Here is a 1,466-nt window from a genome sequence, read left to right as displayed (position 1 = left end):
CGGCGGGGCGCGGTGGGACGGGGCGCGGGGCGCGGCCGGGTCAGAGGCGTTCGACGACGGTGGCGACGCCCATGCCGCCGCCCACACACAAGGTGGCGAGGCCGTAGCGCTGGTCGCGGCGCTCCAGTTCGTCGATGAGGGTGCCCAGGATCATCGCCCCGGTCGCGCCGAGCGGGTGGCCGAGCGCGATGGCGCCGCCGTTGACGTTGACCTTGTCGATACTGACGCCGAGGTCGGCCGCGAAGCGCAGCACGACCGCCGCGAACGCCTCGTTCATCTCGATCAGGTCGATGTCGCCGACGCTCAACCCGGCCTTGGCCAGAGCCTTGCGGGACGCGGGGGCGGGGCCGGTGAGCATGATGGTCGGCTCGGAGCCCGAAACAGCCGCGGACAGGATGCGGGCGCGCGGGGTGAGGCCGTAGCGCTCGCCGACCTCGCGGTTCCCGATGGCGACCAGCGCCGCGCCGTCCACGATGCCGGAGGAGTTGCCGGCGTGGTGGACGTGGTTGATCTTCTCCACCCAGTGGTACTTCTGGAGCGCGACCGCGTCGAAGCCGCCGGCGTCGCCGATGGTGGCGAAGGACGGCTTGAGCGCGGCCAGCGACTCGGGAGTGGTGCCCGGGCGCATGTGCTCGTCGCGGTCCAGGACGGTCAGGCCGGCGCGGTCCACGACCGGGACGACGGAACGGTCGAAGCGACCCTCCTTCCACGCCTCGGCGGCGCGCTCCTGCGACAGGGACGCGTACGTGTCGACGTCGTGCCTGCTCCAGCCGCCGATGGTGGCGATCAGGTCGGCGCCGATGCCCTGGGGCACGAAGCCGGTCTCGAACGACGTCATCGGGTCCATCGCCCAGGCGCCGCCGTCGGAGCCCATGGCGACGCGGGACATCGACTCCACTCCGCCGGCCAGCACCAGGTCCTCCCAGCCCGAACGGACCTTCGCCGCGGCGAGGTTGACCGCTTCGAGGCCCGAGGCGCAGAAGCGGTTCTCCTGCACGCCTGCGACGGTGTCGGGCAGGCCCGCGGCAATGGCGGCGATCCGGGCGATGTCGGAGCCCTGGTCGCCGATCGGGCTGACCACACCGAGCACGATGTCGTCGATCGCCGCCGGGTCCAGGTTCGGGAAGCGGCGGCGCAGTTCGTGGATGAGGCCGACGACGAGGTCGATCGGCTTGGTGCCGTGCAGGGAGCCGTTGGCCTTTCCGCGCCCGCGCGGGGTGCGTACGGCGTCGTAGACGTAAGCGTCGGTGCTCAACGTCGTGCCTTTCGGTGAGGGATCACGGATGGGGTGGCGCTGGTGCGTCGGGGCCGGTCAGCCGGAGGGATCGCGGGCAGGCGCGGGGTCGGTGGCGGGTGCGGGGTCGGCAGTACGCGCTGCCCTGGCAGGTGCGGGGTCGATGACAGGCACGTCGGCAGTACGGGCTGCGCCGTCGGTACGAGCCGCGCCGTCGGCGCGTATCAGTGCG

At 72.5% G+C, this 1,466-nt stretch carries 1 protein-coding gene; it reads right to left on the bottom strand.

Annotated features, from left to right (window positions below; all coding sequences use genetic code 11):
- Positions 1–40 precede the first annotated feature (40 nt).
- Complete coding sequence (locus AC13HU_RS37065; RefSeq protein ID WP_483046396.1) at positions 41–1,255, bottom strand: acetyl-CoA C-acetyltransferase; 1,215 nt, start codon at positions 1,253–1,255, stop codon at positions 41–43.
- Between the last annotated feature and the right edge of the window lie 211 nt (positions 1,256–1,466).

It is taken from the genome of Streptomyces sp. NH27 (assembly GCF_056859195.1).
This window is presented reverse-complemented; position numbering and strand designations above follow the sequence as displayed.